The sequence below is a fragment of the Paenibacillus pasadenensis DSM 19293 genome (genome assembly GCF_000422485.1).
In the GTDB taxonomy this organism is placed as follows: Bacteria; Bacillota; Bacilli; order Paenibacillales; family Paenibacillaceae; genus Paenibacillus_O; species Paenibacillus_O pasadenensis.
Map to the genome: position 1 here is coordinate 68,525 of NZ_AULW01000039.1, position 14,197 is coordinate 82,721.

The 14,197-nt window shown below is 69.2% G+C and carries 12 protein-coding genes; 11 read left to right on the top strand and 1 reads right to left on the bottom strand.

Features of this window, described 5'->3' with window-relative positions:
- Positions 1-20 precede the first annotated feature (20 nt).
- From H582_RS26300 to H582_RS26315, 4 genes are all read left to right on the top strand, one after another.
- Complete coding sequence (locus H582_RS26300) at positions 21-692, top strand: B3/B4 domain-containing protein (RefSeq protein WP_052333020.1); 672 nt, start codon at positions 21-23, stop codon at positions 690-692.
- The gene (locus H582_RS29855; RefSeq protein WP_052333021.1) at positions 689-2,029 is read left to right on the top strand and encodes an MFS transporter; all 1,341 of its coding nucleotides are present in this window, start codon (positions 689-691) and stop codon (positions 2,027-2,029) included. The genes H582_RS26300 and H582_RS29855 overlap by 4 nt, the downstream gene beginning before the upstream one ends.
- Positions 2,030-2,097: 68 nt before the next feature.
- On the top strand, positions 2,098-3,357 hold the full coding sequence (locus H582_RS26310; RefSeq protein ID WP_052333022.1) for an ATP-grasp domain-containing protein: 1,260 nt from the start codon (positions 2,098-2,100) through the stop codon (positions 3,355-3,357).
- A 5-nt stretch (positions 3,358-3,362) separates the two neighbouring features.
- On the top strand, positions 3,363-4,895 hold the full coding sequence (locus tag H582_RS26315; protein ID WP_052333023.1) for an ATP-grasp domain-containing protein: 1,533 nt from the start codon (positions 3,363-3,365) through the stop codon (positions 4,893-4,895).
- 251 nt (positions 4,896-5,146) lie between these two features.
- Here the strand turns inward: H582_RS26315 and H582_RS0106520 are convergent, their stop codons facing one another.
- On the bottom strand, positions 5,147-5,491 hold the full coding sequence (locus tag H582_RS0106520) for a c-type cytochrome (protein ID WP_043111009.1): 345 nt from the start codon (positions 5,489-5,491) through the stop codon (positions 5,147-5,149).
- A gap of 115 nt (positions 5,492-5,606) precedes the next feature.
- Here H582_RS0106520 and H582_RS29860 point away from each other — a divergent pair, with 115 nt between their 5' ends.
- From H582_RS29860 to H582_RS0106555, 7 genes are all read left to right on the top strand, one after another.
- Complete coding sequence (locus H582_RS29860) at positions 5,607-6,575, top strand: helix-turn-helix transcriptional regulator (RefSeq protein WP_052333025.1); 969 nt, start codon at positions 5,607-5,609, stop codon at positions 6,573-6,575.
- Positions 6,576-6,587: 12 nt separating this feature from the next.
- On the top strand, positions 6,588-7,946 hold the full coding sequence (gene mutY / locus H582_RS0106530) for an A/G-specific adenine glycosylase (protein WP_028597891.1): 1,359 nt from the start codon (positions 6,588-6,590) through the stop codon (positions 7,944-7,946).
- Positions 7,943-8,587 carry a bifunctional 4-hydroxy-2-oxoglutarate aldolase/2-dehydro-3-deoxy-phosphogluconate aldolase gene (locus H582_RS0106535; RefSeq protein ID WP_028597892.1) on the top strand — a complete coding sequence of 215 codons (645 nt, stop codon included), beginning with the start codon at positions 7,943-7,945 and terminating at the stop codon, positions 8,585-8,587. The genes mutY and H582_RS0106535 overlap by 4 nt, the downstream gene beginning before the upstream one ends.
- Positions 8,588-8,644: 57 nt before the next feature.
- Positions 8,645-9,214, top strand: coding sequence for a glycerol-3-phosphate responsive antiterminator (locus H582_RS0106540; protein WP_028597893.1), 570 nt, complete (start codon positions 8,645-8,647; stop codon positions 9,212-9,214).
- Positions 9,215-9,229: 15 nt separating this feature from the next.
- Positions 9,230-10,726, top strand: coding sequence for a glycerol kinase GlpK (glpK, locus tag H582_RS0106545; RefSeq protein WP_028597894.1), 1,497 nt, complete (start codon positions 9,230-9,232; stop codon positions 10,724-10,726).
- Between the two features lie 194 nt (positions 10,727-10,920).
- Positions 10,921-12,741, top strand: coding sequence for a glycerol-3-phosphate dehydrogenase/oxidase (locus H582_RS0106550; protein ID WP_084136748.1), 1,821 nt, complete (start codon positions 10,921-10,923; stop codon positions 12,739-12,741).
- Between the two features lie 138 nt (positions 12,742-12,879).
- Positions 12,880-14,046 carry a Gfo/Idh/MocA family protein gene (locus tag H582_RS0106555; RefSeq protein ID WP_028597896.1) on the top strand — a complete coding sequence of 389 codons (1,167 nt, stop codon included), beginning with the start codon at positions 12,880-12,882 and terminating at the stop codon, positions 14,044-14,046.
- Positions 14,047-14,197 lie beyond the last annotated feature (151 nt).

Consider the following 14,197-nt stretch of genomic DNA (forward strand, 5'->3'; position numbering starts at 1 on the left):
CCGCAAAGGGGGAGATCCTCATGTTCACAGCCATCCATATCGCGCAAGCGGTCCGGCGCGAGCTGGGCGAGGTCGAGGTGTACGGGCGGGAGCTCGGCCTGGACGAAAGGGCGGCCTCCGCGCCGCCCGACACCGCCGCCTGGTACGAGATTCATGAACGCTGGCGCGGCCGCAGCAAGGCGGAGGTCGCGGACGACCCGCGCATCCGCGCGTACAGCGAATTTTATCGCCGCATCGGGCTCGATCCGAAAAAAACGCCGCCGTCGGTGCAGAACCTGCTGCAGCGGTTCTTCATCAAGGACGAGCTGGCGCGGCTGCCGCTCATCCATCCGGCCGTCGACGCGGTCAACCTCGCCGCCCTCGAGCATCGGATTCCGCTCGGCGCGTTCGACTCCGCCGCCGTCGCCGGCAGCCTGCGGCTCGACTTCACGCAAGGCGACGAGCCGTTCCAAGGGCTCGGCGAGCCGGAGGCGGCCGAGCTTCCCGCCGGCGTGCTCGTGCTGGCCGACGAGGAGAAGGTGCTCTCGCGCTTCTGCTACCGCGACGGCGAGGCGCAAAAGGTGACGGCGCAGACGCGCTCCGTCTGGCTGCTCGGCTGCCAGGTGCCCGGCATCTCGCGCGCCGAAACGGAAGCCGCGCTCGCCGCCGCCGCCGCCCGGCTGGAGCGTGCCGGCGTCCGGACGGCCGGATGAGCGGACGTTTCGGCTCGCCTCTCGCCCGCGCCGGCGGCTTGATCCGGCGCTATGACGCGGCGCTCTGGATCCGCATCTGCGGCAACGCCGTCACGGCGACAACGACGTTTCTGATCCGTCCGTTCCTGGCGCTCTACCTGTACGAGCAGTCGGGCGGCTCGCTGCTGCTCGCGATGCTCGTCATCGGCCTCCAGCCGTTCGCCTCGATGGCGACGAGCTTCCTCGCCGGCGGAGTGAGCGACCGGCTCGGCCGCCGCCCGGTCATGCTCGGCGCGCTGCTGCTGCAGGCGGCGTGCATGGGCGCGTACGCGTTCGCCGAGCAGGTGTGGGCGTTCGCGGCCATCACCGCCGTCATGGGCGTCGGCTCGGCGCTGTTCAACCCGGCGGCCAACGCGATGGTCGCCGATGTCGTTCCGTCGGAGCGGCAGCGGGAGGTGTTCGCGCTGCTGCACACCGCCTCCAACGTCGGCGCCGCCTTCGGCCCGGCGGCCGGCCTCCTGCTGCTGCGCGCCGGGGAGAACGTCGTGTTCGCGGCCGGCGCGCTCCTGCTGCTCGCGTATCTTTTTCTCGTGCTGTCCAAAGTGCCGGAGACGCGGCCGGGCACGTCCAGAAGGCCTGCCGCCGCCAGAGGAGCGGATGCAGAGGAGCCGGGAACTGCCGGCGGCGCTGCCGCCGAAGCGAGCCGGCCGGCCGCGCCGGATGCCGCTGCGCCGGATGCCGCCGCGCGCCGCCGCGCGCTGCTTGGCCTGACGTCGCTGGCGATGCCGATCGGCCTCATCTTCGCGCTCGTCATCTCGATCCTGCCGTTCCACTTCGGCGAGTCGTTCGCCCGTCCCGAGGACGTGCTCGCCTCGCTGATGACGTTCAACGGCATCCTCGTCATCGCGCTGCAGCTATGGATCATCGCCCGCACGAAGCGCCTGTCCGCCTCGCTCGCGGCGGCCGTCTCCTACGGCATGTTCGCCGCCGTGTCGGTCGGCTACGCGTTCTCGACCGTGCTGCTGCTGCTGTTCGTCGTCGAGCTCGTCTTCTCCGTGGCGGAGATGCTGATCGGGCCGCATCTGCAAAACACGGTCGCCGAGCTCGCGCCGGAGCAGGAGCGCGGCTGGTACTTCGCGATTTTCGGCCTGCACATGCATGTCCCGCTGGCGCTCGGCCCCGCGCTGGGCGGCCTGCTCTACGCCGCGACGGACGGAGCCGTGCTGTTCTCGGCGCTCGGCGCGCTGTTCGTCGCCTGCGGCATCCTGCAGTCGCTGCTCATCCGCCGCATCCGGCGCGGCTTTTTCAGCGCCGCCCGGCCTGCCGCCGGACCCGCCGCCCAAGGCGCCTCTGCCTGAAGCGGAGGCGGCTTTCCGTTTGACCGATCGAGCAGAACATCCCCCAAGAGGGCACAAGGAGGACCATTATGACCCCATCCCGGAAAATCGCCGTCATCCATCGCTTCGGCGACGTCGTGCTCGGCGGCTTCGTCGACTACTCCCGCGTCATCGACCACTCCCGCGACCAGGTCGCCTACTTCGTCAACGCGCGGGGGCGCAAGGACATCGCCGCCGTGGAGCCGCTGGCGGCGGAAGTGCATGAGCTGGCCGAGCTGGAAGCCTACGAGCCGCTGCGGGCCGCATTGTCGGACGCGTCCGCGCGCCTGGGCGGCTTCGACCTGCTGATCGCGCTGTCGGAGTTCGATCTGAGCCATGCGGCGCGGCTGCGCTCCGAGCTCGCCATTCCCGGCGTCGGACTGGACCGCATCTCCCTGTATCGGGACAAGATCGTCATGAAGGAGCGGCTGCGGCGGGACGGCATCCGCGTGCCGCGCTTCCTCGACGGAGCGGACGAGGAAGCGGCGCTCGCATTCGCCCGCGAGACCGGGTATCCGCTCATCGTCAAGCCGCGCCGCGGCGCGGCGAGCCAGGGCGTGAGGCGCGCCGAGGACGAGCGGCAGCTGCGCGAGGCGCTGCGCGCCGTGCATGAGGCAGGCATGGCCGGAGACTGCCAGGTGGAGGAGTTCGTCGCCGGCCCGATCTTCCATATCGACGGATTGGTCAAAGACGGCGAGCTGGCGTTCTATGCGCCGTCCCAGTATGTCGGGGGCTGCCTCGGCTTCGCCGAGGGACGGCCGAACGGCTCGTTCATCGTCACCGACCGGCAGGAGCTGCGGGACCGTCTGCAGCGCTTCACGGAGGAGACGCTGCGCTCGCTCGAGCTGACGGACGGCTGCTTCCATCTGGAGGTGATCGACCGGGACGGCCGCGAGGCGGTGTTCCTGGAGATCGGCGCGCGCATGGGCGGGGCGGAGACGCCGTTCCTGACCGTCGATCTGTACGGCGTCAACCTGTGCGAGGAGTGGATCCGCATCGAGCTCGGCACGTTCGAGCCGCTGCAGGCTCCCCGGGAGGGCGTGCACGGCGGGCTGATCCAGTTCCCCGAGCCTCCCGGCACGCCGGCTGAGGTCGTCTCGGTCTCCTCGCTGCTCGGCGTCGTGCCGGAAATCTATGACGAGTGGACGCCGCAGCCGGGCGAGATTCTCGACGGCAAAGGCTCCTACTACCATATCAGCGGCCGCTACCGCTTGCGCGGCGAGAGCGAGGCGGCGGTCGAGAAGGCGATCCTCAGAGCGATGGGGCTGTTCCGCATCGAGGCGCGTCCGCTGGCGCCCGTGGAGGGCTAGGCGGCATGGAGAGGACGAGGAAGAAGCTGCTCGTCGTCGCCGATCTCGGCGGCTCGCCGCCGGATCTGCGGACGCTCGCGGAGCTGGCGGACGTCTACGTGTACGTCCCGCGCCCGAGCGCCGTCACGGCCCGCTACATGGAGGACGTCGGGCGCTATGCGCATGGCGTGCTCAAGGAGCCGACCGCCTGCCCTCCCGGCGGCTACGAGCATCCGGCCAGCGTCACGTTCACCGGAGCGCGCCCGTATACGCTGACGGAGGAGCAGCTGGCGGACCGGATCGCCGAGGCTGCCGCCGGGTTCGGCGCGGACGGCATCCTGTTCGGCGGCGCAGAAAACATCGTGCTGTCCGTGGCCAAGGCGGCGGAGCAGCTCGGCCTCCGCTCCGCCGGCGTGCAGGGCGCCGTGAAGGCGCGCGGCAAGCTGGAGATGCGGCAGGCGTTCCGCGCAGGCGGAGCGCCCGGTCCCGACTTCCGCCCGATCTACGGCGCGGACGACCTGGCCGCGGCGGCGCGCGAGCTCGGCTATCCGCTCGTGCTCAAGCCGACCTACCTCGCCTGCTCGATCGGCGTCACGCTGCTGGACGGCAGCCGCGATCCGGCGGAGGTGTTCCGAGAGGTGCAGGCGAGCCTCGGCAGCTCGGAGGAGGATCGGCTGCTGTACGGCGGCGAGTGCCTGTTCCTGGCCGAGTCGTACATGGCAGGCTGCGCCGAGGACTGGTACGGCGAGCTGGCGCCGCTGTACGGCGACTACGTCTCCGTCGAGGGCATGATGGTGGACGGCGTCTACCATCCGGCGGCGATTACGGACAAGGCGCCGCAGCACGGCGAGTTCACGGAGACGGCGCATCTCGTGCCGTCCGCGCTCGACGCCGAGGCGCAGAGGGTCATCGTGGAGGCGTGCCGGGTCGCCAACGAGGCGCTCGGGCTGCGCACCTGCCCGACCCACACGGAGGTCAAGCTGCTGAAAGGACGCCGCGTCGGCATCATCGAGACGGCCGCCCGCTTCGGCGGCTGGAACATCGTGCCGCAGCTGCGCGACGTGTACGGCATCGACATGACGCGCGCCTGGGCGCTTGCCGTGCTGTACGGCTCGGCGGAAGGCCTGCCGTCGACGGCGCTGCGGGAAGCGGATGCCGCCCGCTGCAACATGCGCCTCTATCTGGAGGACGACGCGCGCACGCAGGTCGGCGGCGCGTACGTCTACGCCGGCTACGAGCGGGAGGGGCTGCTGCCGGACGGCGTCCGGCTCGCGGCGGAGCAGGAGCTGCCCGTCGGCAGCGTCGTGCGGCGCATCCCCGGGCAGAACGCGATGAGCTTCGTCTCGACGCTGCAGCTCGAAGCGGACCGGCCGCAGGAGCTCGCGGCCGCCGTGCGCCGCATCCGCTCCGCCGTGAGGCTGCGGCTGGCTGCTGTCGACGAGGCGGCCGGACTGGCCGCGCCGGAAGAGCCGGCCGACGCAAGGCCGGGGATGGCGGAGGCAGAGGCTGCCGGGCCGGAGCGCGACGGCCAGCCTCTGCAGGAGTCGTTTTCGTTTTAAGCCGCGTCTGCATTTGCATTTTGCGTCATCCATATATCCGCATAGAGTCGTCAGCTGCTCGCAGCTGACTTCCGTGGTCCTGACACTTTGCCGTCGGCATGAAAGCGTCAAGAGCCGGAGCTTGCTGCTCAAACGAGACGAAGCCGGAATGAACCGGCTTCGTCTCGTTTGCTTTTTGGGAAGGGAAGCGATTTCGCGAGTCCTGCCGCTGATAAAGGCGGATCGAGGGAGAGGCGGTTTCGTTCAAGGCCTTACTCGCTCTTGCCGAGGCCGGACAGCCAGCTTGACAGCGCGGCGATCTCTTCGGCCGTCAGCCGCTCGCCGAAGGCAGGCATCCGCGCACCGCCCTGCTCGATCTGACGCAGGATCTCCGGCTCGGACAGACGGGCTCCGACGTCGTGGAGATCGGTTTCCGGCCCCATGCGTCCTTTCAGATCGGTTCCGTGGCATCTGATGCAGCTCTGCTTGTAGAGGGCGACCGCCTGTTCCGGGCCGTCGATGGCGATCGCGCCCGGCTTTGCGGCGCTTCCGCAGCCCGCGAGCAGGACGAGGATCAGCGCGGCCGAGGCGAGGGTGGAGGCTGATTTCATGGACATGTTGTCTCCTTTCATCGTTTAGAATGATTTCAATTTTAGAGTATTTTTCGTATAATACCCGAAACGGGATGTTTGCATGGTCCCATTCCAACCTAACGGACAGGGAGCTGAGCGGATGGATCGGAATGAATCGGTTATCATCAGGCACCGACTGAGGCAGCTGCACGCCACGTTCTCGATGGCTGCGGCCAGCGAGCTGCAGCCGGGAAAGCAAGGGGAGCGGCTGATCCACGAGCAGCATTGCCTCATCCTGCCGATTACGGGACGCTGCGAGATCGTGCTTGACGGCAAAAGCGAGCATGTCGCCGAAGCGGGGGGCTTGTACTATTTTCACGAAGGCGTGCAGACGAGCTGCTTCGTGACGGAGGGAGAGCCGTTCCGCTTTTACTGGATGGCGTTCCACCTCGATGCGGGCAGCACGGAATTCATCCGCCTGATGAAGCTGCCGCTCCGCGCGCGGGTCGACGATCCGGAGCGGGTCAGGACGTTGTTTCGGCAGCTGATCGACAGCCGCATCCGCAGAACGCTGTCCGACGAGCTGAAGGCGCGGGCGGTCGTGATGGAGCTGGTCGCCTTTTTCCTGGAGGAGGGCCTGCGCTCCGGAAAGCTGCTGTCCGAGCATCCCGAGCTGCAGCTGCTGTCGGGGGTGCTGAGCTATATCGACGACCATCTGATGGATGCGCTGACGGTCGAGGAGCTGGCGAAGCTCGCCTATCTTCATCCCAACTACTTTATCACTTATTTCCGCAGCCTGACAGGGCTGACGCCGATTCAATACGTCAACCAGCGGAAGATCGAATACGCGAGGGAGCTGCTCGACAGCGGCGAGCTTCCGGTGCAGGAGGCGGCGCGCGCGATCGGCCTCAACAACCCTTATTTCTCACGCCTGTTCAAGCAGCAGATCGGCCTCTCGCCGAGGCGCTACCGCCAGCTGATGGCCGAGCGCAGAGAGCATATGGCGCTGCAGGAAAAGCTGCATTCGCCGCTGCCGGAAGTCTCGCCCTGGCTGGAGGAATTCGCCTGGCTGGACGAGCCCGAGGCGAAACCGGCGGCCAACGCGCGTCCGATCGTGAGCTTAGCCTAGAAGGAGAACGACATGAACCTGACAACCAAGACGGATACGCCGGAAACGTACTTCAGCCGCGAGCTGCTCGCCTGGTACCGGGCGAGCAAGCGGACGCTGCCCTGGAGGCGCGATCGCGACGCCTACCGGATCTGGGTATCCGAAATCATGCTGCAGCAGACGCGGGTCGATACCGTCATCCCTTATTACGAGCGCTTCATGGCCCGCTTTCCGACGCTGCAGGCGCTGGCGGAGGCGCCGGAAGCCGATGTGCTCAAGCACTGGGAGGGCCTCGGCTATTATTCGCGCGCCCGCAACCTGCAGGCCGGAGCGCGCGAGGTCGCGGAGCGTTACGGCGGACGGGTGCCGGACGACAAGGCGGCCGTGTCGGCGCTCAAAGGGGTCGGCCCGTACACGGCCGGCGCCATCATGAGCATCGCGTTCAATCGCCCGGAGCCGGCCGTCGACGGCAACGTGATGCGCGTCCTTTCGCGCTATTTCAACCGCGACGAGGACATCGCCAAGCCGTCGACCCGTATCGGCATGGAAAAGCTCGCCGCCTCGCTCATCCCGGATGGAGCGGCGGGCGACTTCAATCAGGCGCTCATGGAGCTTGGAGCGCTCGTCTGCACGCCGCGCACGCCGGGCTGCCTGACCTGCCCGGTCATGGCGCTCTGCGCGGGCCGGATCGCCGGGCGCGAGACGGAGCTGCCCGTCAAGGCCAAGGCGAAGCCGCCCAAGCCGCAGCTGCGCGTCGCCGCCGTCATCGAGGGCGTCGGAGAGCATGCCGGCAAGGTGCTCGTCCGGCAGCGGCCGGACAGCGGGCTGCTCGCCAGCCTGTGGGAGCTGCCGCATGTGCTGCTGGACGAGCCTGCGGCCAAGCCGCGCGGCCGCGCGGCGAAGCTGGCCGCCGCGGCGCAGCCGACGGTGGAGCGGCAGGCCGCGGATGCGGCCGAGCTGCTGCGCCGGCTGGAGGAGGAGACCGGGCTGCGCGCGGTCGCCCGCCGCTGGCTCGGGTCGGAGGAGCATACGTTCAGCCATCTGCACTGGATGATGCGCATCTACGCGGCGGAGCTGGACCTCGGCGCGGACTCCGCGCGCGAGGCGGCCGCACGCCTGAGGCTGCCGGCCGCGCGCGGCGGAGCGAGCGGAAGCCGAGTCCATGGCGGCGGCACGGAGGCTGCGCCGGCCCAAGGCGGTCCGGCGGGCGCGGAGCGGGCCGCCGAGGCGGCGGCGCTCTACGGGGCCGCTGCCGCCTCGTCTCCGGCGCTGCCGGAGGGCTACGCCTGGATCGGCAGGGAACGGATGCGGGAGCTCGCGTTCCCGAACCTGTTCGCCAAGATCCTTTACGACTACTGGGACGCGATCGGAGAAGAGGAGGAACAAGCATGAGCTTGCTGTTGGATGCGCTGACCCGGGAGAAGATCGTCGCGATCTTCCGCGGCATCGGACGGGAGGAGGCCGACGGAGCGGCCCGCGCGCTGGCGGCCGGCGGCATCCGCCTGATGGAGGTGACGCTCAATACGGACGGAGCGCTGCCGATTCTCGCGCGATGGCGGGAGCAGCTGGACGGGCAGGCGCATGTCGGAGCGGGGACCGTGCTGGACGAGCGGATGGCGCGCGAGGCGGTCGCGGCCGGCGCCGAGTTCCTCATCTCGCCGAACCTCGACGAGGCGGTCGTCGAGTACGGCGCGAGCCGTGGCGTCTCGGTCTGGCCGGGCGTCATGACGCCGACGGAGATCGTCCGCGCCTGGAAGGCGGGAGCCGAGGCGGTGAAGATCTTCCCGATGGCCTCGCTCGGACATCGCTACCTGCAGGAGCTGAAGGCGCCGCTGAACCATATTCCGATGCTGGCGACCGGCGGCGTCGACCTGGACAACATCGGCGATTATTTGCGGGCGGGGGCTGCTGCCGTCGGACTCGGCAGCAAGCTCGTCCAGCTCGAGCTCGCCCGCCAAGGGCGGTTCGAGGAGATGGAGCGGCGAGCCGCGGCGTTCGTCGCGGCCGTCCGCGCGGCCGAGGCGGGCGGTTGACACGGTTTCCGACAGCCCGCTACAATCGTGCAGAAGGCGAAGGAAGGAGAGGCGGACATGACATTCCCATCCCAGCCCGTGCTGCCGGCCGCACGGAGCATGAAGCAGCTGGAGCGGCTGCTTCGCTCGTCCTATACGCATCTCATCCTGCTCGACAGCCACATCAGCCGGCTGAGGCCCGCCGCTGAGCTCGCCGCCGCGCACGGCAAAAAGCTGTTCATCCATGCGGACCTGATCGAGGGGCTCAAAAACGACGAGGCGGCGGCCGAGTTCCTCTGCCAGACGATCCGACCCGCCGGGCTGCTGTCGACGCGGGCGAGCGTCATCGCCAAGACGAAGCAGAACGGCTTGCTGGCGATCCAGAGGATCTTCCTGCTGGACAGCGGGGCTTTGGAAAAAAGCTATGCGCTGCTGGCCCGCTCGCAGCCGGACTGCATCGAGGTGCTGCCGGGCATCCTGCCCGGCCTCATCGCCGAGGTGCGCGAGCGGACCGGACTGCCGGTGCTGGCCGGAGGGCTCGTCCGCACCGCGGACGAGGTCGAGGCGGCGCTGGCGGCCGGAGCGTCGGCGGTGACGACGTCGCGCGAGCCGCTCTGGAAGCATTTCGAGCCTACATCCAACCCTTAGGAGGCGATCCCCTTCATGAGCGATAGTTACATCCTGTCCATCGACCAGGGCACGACGAGCAGCCGCGCGGTCATCATCGGCCGCGGCGGCGAGTTCGTCGCGTCCGCGCAGGAGGAGGTCCGCCAGCATTATCCACAGCCGGGCTGGGTCGAGCATGACGCCAGCGAGATCTGGGTGTCGGTGCTCGGCGTCATCGCCGCGGCGCTGTCCAAGGCGCAGCTGCGTCCGGATCAGATCGCCGCGATCGGCATCACCAACCAGCGCGAGACGGCGGTCGTCTGGGATCGGAAGACCGGCTATCCGATCCACCGCGCGATCGTCTGGCAGTCGCGCCAGACGGCGGATATTTGCCAGGAGCTGCGCGAGGCGGGGCATGAAGATACGTTCCGCGGCAAGACCGGCCTGCTGCTCGATCCGTACTTTTCCGGCACGAAGATCAAGTGGATCCTCGATCATGTCGAGGGGGCGCGCGAGCGGGCGGAGCGCGGCGAGCTGCTGTTCGGCACGATCGACGCCTGGCTCGTCTGGAAGCTGACCGGCGGCGCGGTGCACGCGACCGATTATACGAACGCCTCGCGCACGCTGCTGTTCAACATCCACGAGCTTCGCTGGGACCCCGAGCTGCTCGGCATCCTCGGCGTGCCGGAGGCGATGCTGCCGGAGGCGCGGCCGTCCTCGGGCAGCTTCGGCGAGACGAACGAGGCGCATTTCTTCGGCTGCCGCATCCCGATCCGCGGCGTCGCCGGCGACCAGCAGGCGGCGCTGTTCGGGCAGGCCTGCTTCGAGCCGGGCATGGCCAAAAACACGTACGGCACCGGCTGCTTCATGCTGATGAATACCGGGACCCGGGCGATCGCCTCGGCGCACGGCCTGCTGACGACGATCGCCTGCAGCGCGGACGGCGGCCCGGCGCAGTACGCGCTCGAGGGCAGCGTGTTCGTCGCCGGCTCCGCCGTGCAGTGGCTGCGCGACGGCATGCGCATGCTCAAGGCCGCGAAGGACAGCGAGCTGTATGCGATGCGCGTCGACTCGACCAAGGGCGTCTACGTCGTGCCGGCGTTCGTCGGGCTCGGCACGCCTTACTGGGACAGCGAGGTGCGCGGAGCGGTGTTCGGACTGACGAGCGGCGCCGAAAAGGAGCATTTCGTCCGGGCGGTGCTGGAGTCGCTCGCCTACCAGACCCGCGACGTGCTCGCCGTCATGGAGGAGGACTCCGGCATGAAGCTGAGCTCGCTGCGCGTCGACGGAGGCGTCGTCAAGAACGGCTTCCTGATGCAGTTCCAGAGCGACATCCTCGGCGTGCCGGTCGAGCGGCCGGAGATCAACGAGACGACGGTGCTCGGAGCGGCCTATCTGGCCGGGCTCTCCGCAGGCTACTGGCAGGATCTCGAGGAGCTCAAGGCGATCTGGAGCATGGAGCGGCGCTTCAAGCCCGCGATGGAGCCGGATCGCCGCGAGGAGCTGTACGGCGGCTGGAAAAAAGCGGTCGCCGCCGCAAGGGCTTTTCATTAGCGCCGTCATCTGGTACGCTTATAGCAACAAGTTGATAAGCTCGGCGCTGAGAACGGGAGAACGCCGCAAGGACCGGACCGCCTGCAGGAATGCAGGCCGGCCGCGGTTCCTTGCGGCGTTTTTTCATGCCTTGGTCCGGGGAGCGGGGCTCTCGGGGGCAAAGCGGCGGCGGGCGGGAAAGCGAGGACGGACAGATGGAGAGAAACGGATCGGAAGGGCAAAGGGGAACGGCAAGGGAGCAAGGAACGGCGGCGGGAGGCCGCGCGCCGGCATTCTCCGCGCTGGAGCGGGAGCGGCTGCTGTCGCGGCTGCAGGACGAGACCTGGGACCTGCTCGTCATCGGCGGCGGCATCACGGGGGCCGGCATCGCGCTCGATGCCGCGTCGCGGGGGCTCAAGACGGCGCTCGTGGAGATGCAGGACTTCGCCGCCGGCACGTCGAGCCGCTCGACGAAGCTCGTGCACGGCGGGCTCCGCTATCTCAAGCAGCTGGAGGTGCGGATGGTCGCCGAGGTCGGGCGCGAGCGGGCGATCGTGTACGAGAACGGCCCGCATGTGACCGTGCCGGAGCGCATGCTGCTGCCGATCTACCGGGGCGGCACGTTCGGCCGCTGGTCGACCTCGCTCGGCCTCGCGCTGTACGACCGGCTCGCCGGCGTCAAGCTGCGGGAGCGGCGGCGTATGCTCGGCGCGGAGGCGACGGCGGAGCTGGAGCCGCTGCTGCGGCGGGACGGACTGCTCGGCGGAGGCAGCTATGTCGAGTACCGCACCGACGACGCACGGCTGACGATCGAGGTCGCCAAAAAGGCGGCGGAGCTCGGCGCCTGCGCCGTCAACTACGTCAAGGCCGAGGGGCTGCTGTACGACGGCGGCGTTGACGGCATCGGCGCTGAAGGCAGCGGAGCGCGGTCTGCCGGCGCCGCTGCGTCCAGAAGCGGCTCGGCATCCGCGGGCTCGGCGGCCCGGGGCCGGCTGAGCGGCATCCGCGCGGTCGACCGGCTCGGCGGCGGCGCCTTCGACGTGCGCGCACGCGTCATCGTGAACGCCGCCGGACCTTGGGTGGACGGCATCCGCGAGCTGGACGGCTCGCGGCAGGGCAAGACGCTGCGGCTGACCAAGGGCGTGCATCTCGTCTTCGACGGCGCGCGCTTCCCGCTGCGCCAGGCGGTCTATTTCGACACGCCGGACGGCCGCATGATGTTCGCGATTCCGCGCGACGGCAAGACGTACGTCGGCACGACCGACACGGACTACGAGGGCGATCCGATCCATCCCCGCATGACGGAGGAGGACCGGCGCTACATCGTCGACGCGGCGGCGGCGATGTTCCCGGAGCTGCGGCTGACGGCGGCCGACGTCGAGTCCAGCTGGGCGGGGCTGCGGCCGCTGATCTTCGAGGAAGGCAAAAATCCGTCCGAGATCTCGCGGCGCGACGAGATCTTCCGCTCCGACTCGGGACTGCTCACGATCGCGGGCGGCAAGCTGACCGGCTACCGCAAGATGGCGGAGACGGTGACGGACCTCGTCGTCCGCGAGCTGGAGCGCGCCGGGCGCGGCCCGTTCGGCCGCAGCCGCACGCGCACGCTGCCCGTCTCCGGCGGCGACGTCGGCGGCTCGGCCGGACTGCCGGCCGCGGTGGAGGCGGCCGCGGCGCGCGGCATGTCGCTCGGCCTCGCCGAGGAGGACGCGCGGCGCATCGCCGCCCGCTACGGCAGCAACGCCGCCGCGGTGCTGGCGGAGCTGCCGGACGAGGCGTCCGCGAGCGCAGCCGGGCTGCCGCGCGCGCTGATGGCCGAGCTGCGCTATGCGCTGCGCAGCGAGATGGCGGCGCGGCCGGCGGACTTCCTCGTCCGCCGCACCGGCCTCTCGCTGTTCGACCGGGCGGCGGCGCTCCGCTGGCGCGAGCCGGTACTGCGCTTCATGGCGCGCGAGCTTGGCTGGACGGACGAGCAGCTGCGCGCCGGCGCGGCCGACCTCGACCGGGAGCTGGAGAACGCGATCGAGCCCGGACGCTGACCGCCGCCGCTCCGAGGCGGCGCTCCGCAACAGAGCGTTATTTTTTCCGCAACCGCAGCCGACTGCCGCATGCTCGGCCCCGCTATGCTTGGGAGGAAAGCGATCAAGCGATTCGAACCATCCCAGGAGGGCTGACCTATGTTGAACGTTGCGATCATCGGCGCCGGCGCGATCTCCGCCGCGCATATCGAAGGCTATCTGCGCTTCCCGGAGCGCTGCCGCATCGTCGCGATCTGCGATCTCTATCCCGAGAAGGCGCAAGCCCGAGCCGACCGGTACGGCCTCGACGCAAAAGTCGTCTCCGACTGGCGCGAGCTGGGCGGCATGCACCTCGATCTCGTCTCCGTCTGCACGCCGCCGTACACGCATGCCGAGACTGCGATCCACTTCCTGCGCGCGGGCAGCGACGTCCTGATCGAGAAGCCGATGGCCGCTTCCCTCGAGGAATGCGACCGGATCGCGGACGCGGCGCGGCAAGCGGGACGCCTCGTTTCCGTCGTCGCGCAGAACCGGTTCCGCGATCCGATGATGAAGCTGAAGTCCGTTCTGGACAGCGGCCTCGCCGGCCGGATCCTGCACGCCCAGGCGGATTCCTATTGGTGGCGGGGGCATAGCTATTACGATCTGTGGTGGCGCGGGACATGGGAAAAGGAAGGCGGCGGGCCGACGCTCAACCATGCCGTCCACCATATCGACGCGCTGCTCTGGATGCGCGGCCGCCCGAGCGAGGTGATGGCGTTCATGGGCAACGTCGCCCATGACAATGCCGAGGTCGAGGATCTGTCGATCGCGATGCTCCGCTATCCCGACGGCACGCTCGGCCAGATCGCCAGCTCGGTCGTCCATCACGGGGAGGAGCAGCAGCTCGTGTTCCAGGGAACGAACGCCCGCGTCTCCGCGCCGTGGAAGGCCGTCGCCTCGACCTCTCGCGCGAATGGCTTTCCCGAGCCGAACCGCGAGCTCGAGGAGAAGCTGTGCCGCCATTACGAAAGCCTGCCGAGCCTCGCCCATGAAGGCCATGCGGGCCAGATCGACGACGTGCTGAGCGCGATCGAGGCCGGCGTGCAGCCGCTTGTCGGGGCGGAGGACGGCCGGGCGGCGCTGGAGCTGATTACGGCCATCTACAAGTCGGCCGCTACCGGCGAGGCCGCGCGGCTGCCGCTGCAGCCGGACGATCCGTTCTATACGCGGGAAGGCGTCTTGCGCCATGCGCCTCGTTTTCACAAGAAGAAAAGCTCCGTCGAGAACTTCGCGGACATCGGCATTACGACCGGCAGTCCGCTCGAGCCGAAGAACGGGCCGTAAGGCTGCCTTGCGCCCGCACAGACCGCAGGCCGCAGCCCCCAGGCCGCAGCCCCCAGGCCACAGCCCCCAGCTCTCAGATCGCCAAGCGCCCCCCTCTTCCCGGCAGGCGAGGACAGCATTCCTCCATGCCGCGCAGCAAGCCCGGCCTCCG

Excerpts from the sequence above, each read along its gene's own strand:
- H582_RS26300 (WP_052333020.1), top strand. The coding sequence starts at position 21 with ATGTTCACAGCCATCCATATCGCGCAAGCGGTCCGGCGCGAGCTGGGC.
- H582_RS29855 (WP_052333021.1), top strand. The coding sequence starts at position 689 with ATGAGCGGACGTTTCGGCTCGCCTCTCGCCCGCGCCGGCGGCTTGATC.
- H582_RS26310 (WP_052333022.1), top strand. The coding sequence starts at position 2,098 with ATGACCCCATCCCGGAAAATCGCCGTCATCCATCGCTTCGGCGACGTC.
- H582_RS26315 (WP_052333023.1), top strand. The coding sequence starts at position 3,363 with ATGGAGAGGACGAGGAAGAAGCTGCTCGTCGTCGCCGATCTCGGCGGC.
- H582_RS0106520 (WP_043111009.1), bottom strand. The coding sequence starts at position 5,491 with ATGTCCATGAAATCAGCCTCCACCCTCGCCTCGGCCGCGCTGATCCTC.
- H582_RS29860 (WP_052333025.1), top strand. The coding sequence starts at position 5,607 with ATGGATCGGAATGAATCGGTTATCATCAGGCACCGACTGAGGCAGCTG.
- mutY (WP_028597891.1), top strand. The coding sequence starts at position 6,588 with ATGAACCTGACAACCAAGACGGATACGCCGGAAACGTACTTCAGCCGC.
- H582_RS0106535 (WP_028597892.1), top strand. The coding sequence starts at position 7,943 with ATGAGCTTGCTGTTGGATGCGCTGACCCGGGAGAAGATCGTCGCGATC.
- H582_RS0106540 (WP_028597893.1), top strand. The coding sequence starts at position 8,645 with ATGACATTCCCATCCCAGCCCGTGCTGCCGGCCGCACGGAGCATGAAG.
- glpK (WP_028597894.1), top strand. The coding sequence starts at position 9,230 with ATGAGCGATAGTTACATCCTGTCCATCGACCAGGGCACGACGAGCAGC.
- H582_RS0106550 (WP_084136748.1), top strand. The coding sequence starts at position 10,921 with ATGGAGAGAAACGGATCGGAAGGGCAAAGGGGAACGGCAAGGGAGCAA.
- H582_RS0106555 (WP_028597896.1), top strand. The coding sequence starts at position 12,880 with ATGTTGAACGTTGCGATCATCGGCGCCGGCGCGATCTCCGCCGCGCAT.